General features: G+C 43.5%; 3 protein-coding genes and 1 pseudogene. 2 read left to right on the plus strand and 2 right to left on the minus strand.

Annotated features, from left to right (window positions below; translation table 11 throughout):
* Positions 1-226 precede the first annotated feature (226 nt).
* Positions 227-883: a HEAT repeat domain-containing protein gene (locus F6K38_RS39185; RefSeq protein ID WP_287360320.1), complete on the minus strand. Its 657-nt coding sequence runs from the start codon at positions 881-883 to the stop codon at positions 227-229.
* A gap of 295 nt (positions 884-1,178) precedes the next feature.
* Between F6K38_RS39185 and F6K38_RS39190 the strand changes: the two genes are divergently transcribed.
* Both F6K38_RS39190 and F6K38_RS39195 read left to right on the plus strand, forming a co-directional pair.
* Complete coding sequence (locus tag F6K38_RS39190; protein WP_287360322.1) at positions 1,179-1,751, plus strand: bilin-binding protein; 573 nt, start codon at positions 1,179-1,181, stop codon at positions 1,749-1,751.
* A gap of 90 nt (positions 1,752-1,841) precedes the next feature.
* Positions 1,842-2,393, plus strand: coding sequence for a phycobiliprotein lyase (locus tag F6K38_RS39195; RefSeq protein ID WP_008184565.1), 552 nt, complete (start codon positions 1,842-1,844; stop codon positions 2,391-2,393).
* An 11-nt stretch (positions 2,394-2,404) separates the two neighbouring features.
* Here F6K38_RS39195 and F6K38_RS39200 read toward each other — a convergent pair.
* Positions 2,405-2,596: pseudogene (locus tag F6K38_RS39200) on the minus strand (hypothetical protein); the annotation flags it as partial.

Consider the following 2,596-nt stretch of genomic DNA (forward strand, 5'->3'; position numbering starts at 1 on the left):
CGAAACCTAGATCTATGATCAGAACGCTTAGGTCGAATCGGCCTCTACTCTTTCTGGTTCCGACCTGGCTGAGCAAGTCGGCTCGTTGAAGTAAGAATCCCCGTTCTTACAGGACGGGGAGTGTCAATTACCCCCTCTTGATGCAGTCGGTCATGAGGGTAACCCCCACAGGTCGGCGCTGTTTTGCGACTCCCGACTCCCTAAATCTGATCACCAAACCGATGCTCTAGAGGGAACTATCTAAAGCAGCAGCTACCACCCGATGCTCTTCATCCTTCATCAGTTCTGCCAATGCTGCTTTAGCATCGGGGGAATCAAATCGTTTGAGGGCACGGGCAACATGCATCCGAATACGCCACCATTGTGAATCTTTCAGAGCCAAAATTTGCTGCAATGCCTCAGTTTCCTTAACAGTACCAGCCAGTAACCCTAGGGCATCAATTCCTGCTTCTCGGACAGTTGGGTCTTCCCCTGCTAAGCCGCAAATACAAATACTATAGAGTTCTTCTGGACAAGACATTTCCACCAAAGCAGCAAGAATGCTACGGCGCACCAGCCAGTGATCATCCTGTTGAAAGGTAGTGACCAGATGAGATATCGACACGTCTCCATACTTAGACAAGGAATTGGAAGCTTCTGCCCTTACATTGGGATCTTTATCAAATTGCATCAAATTTAACAACGCAGCATAGGACTCGTCAGTCCGTTTATTCCCCAGTCCCATTGCCACAAAGGAGCGCACTAAAAACTCTGGGTCCTTAAGTTTACTTTTGAGTAGGGGAACAGCTACATCTGAACCATACTCTCTCAAAGCAGTAAGTGCCCTGAGGCGATCCTGGGCATTTGGACTTTTGAGAGAGATTTCGATTTGGCGGATGTCCATAGCACTACAGAGGCAGCTTTTTTTACATTTCTTAACAGCTTTAATCAAAGATTATCATAATTGAGTATACTGCTGTGAAGTGAACTAGCCGTAGCTTCCCCTAGTAGCTCAGGCTAGTTCACTTTATAGTTTTTGTGAACCGTTGCGTTGATGAGATGGTAAGGTCAACCGTCAACCCACCCTACACCGAACAACCCTACACCGAACAACCAGCCAACCTTTAACAAACCTTAAACCTTAAACCAGCCAACCTTATAACAAACCTTCAACCTTAAACCTTCAACAAAGATCAACCATGACGACTCAACTAAGCGACTATATCAAAGAGCTAATTACCAAAGCCAGAATTGTCAGCTTTACCAACTGGCAACACTCCTATCCCCCAGGGATTATCGAGCATTTCCAGGCAGCTGATGATCACGGTCGCTATCTTACCGATGATGACTTGCAGCAGATTAAAGCCTGTTCACCAGATACGGAACCCTTAATCAATACAGCCAAATTTTTGCGGGATAACGCTTCTGATATCGTTTCCGAAGCGCGGGAAACCGTATTGGCTCAATATCCTGATATTACTAAACCAGGGGGTGGTCTTTATCCCCCCCCACGAGCAGAAGCCTGTTGGCGAGATTTTTGGCATTTCCTCCGTTGTATTACCTATGGAATTGCTGGCAGTAGCACCAACTTTACTAGTGCTGAAGGACTGCACTATATGAATTTGTTGTACAAAGAATTGCAAGTCCCAATCCCCGCAATGGTATTAGGATTAGAAGGCATAAAGGCTGCTAGTTTAAAGCGATTATCTGAACCAGACACAATAGCCCCCTATTTCGAACATTTAATTAATCAATTGAAAAAATTTAGCTAAACAAATAACTCATAATTAAAACTATAAAAAATATAATAGCTAGTAACAATTTAAAATAAATAAATTTAAAATAAATAAATTAACAAAACCATGTCCATATCCAAATTTAAATACTTCTTTGATTGCTGTGTAGGAACCTGGGTGGCACAACGTACCTATCATAATCTGACTCACCAGGAGGTAGAGCGCTCCCTTACAGAATTCACCATTGAACCCCTGTCTTCTCCCCTTAAAACTAAGGTATTGATAGATAATCAGCAACCTGACTTACCTAATATCAATGACCTGTGTGGTTATCATCTTGGTTTCGAGACAGTTTCTGAAAAAGGTGAACGGGTGTCCCAACAACTGAATATGCTTTTTGTGCCTCAGGTCGAAGAATCAATGATTATAGAGGGAGATTATTTACGCGATCGCGCCTACGAAGAAGCTAAACCTAAAGTCGCTCATTTTAGCTTCGATACCAATAAACTAGAACTTTTGATGACCACCTACTATACCCGTGTGGTATCTGTTGATTCCATTACCCTGATCAATCCCAACTTAAGAATCCGCAAAATTATCAATTACCAGCGTCCTCCAGAAAGTCAACCCCTAGACAAGGTGGTTCTAGTAGGATTTGGGGTGGAGCAAAAAGCTTAATATAGCAGTTTTTAATTGCCTGAGGTACTTTCGTTATGGGTTTTAGGGAATCGGGAATCGGGAATCGGGAATCGGGAATCGGGAATCGGGAATCGGGAATCGGGAATCGGGAATCGGGAATCGGGAATCGGGAGTCGGGAATCGGGAATCGGGAATCGGAAACAAATCCTGTGTACCTCATTACTATGATAAATGCTATAAAT

Source organism: Moorena sp. SIO3B2 (assembly GCF_010692525.1).
In the GTDB taxonomy this organism is placed as follows: domain Bacteria; phylum Cyanobacteriota; class Cyanobacteriia; order Cyanobacteriales; family Coleofasciculaceae; genus Moorena; species Moorena producens.

Bases quoted from the DNA above. Each gene is read 5' to 3' on its own strand.
- F6K38_RS39190 (WP_287360322.1), top strand. From the start codon at position 1,179: ATGACGACTCAACTAAGCGACTATATCAAAGAGCTAATTACCAAAGCC.
- F6K38_RS39195 (WP_008184565.1), top strand. From the start codon at position 1,842: ATGTCCATATCCAAATTTAAATACTTCTTTGATTGCTGTGTAGGAACC.
- F6K38_RS39185 (WP_287360320.1), bottom strand. From the start codon at position 883: ATGGACATCCGCCAAATCGAAATCTCTCTCAAAAGTCCAAATGCCCAG.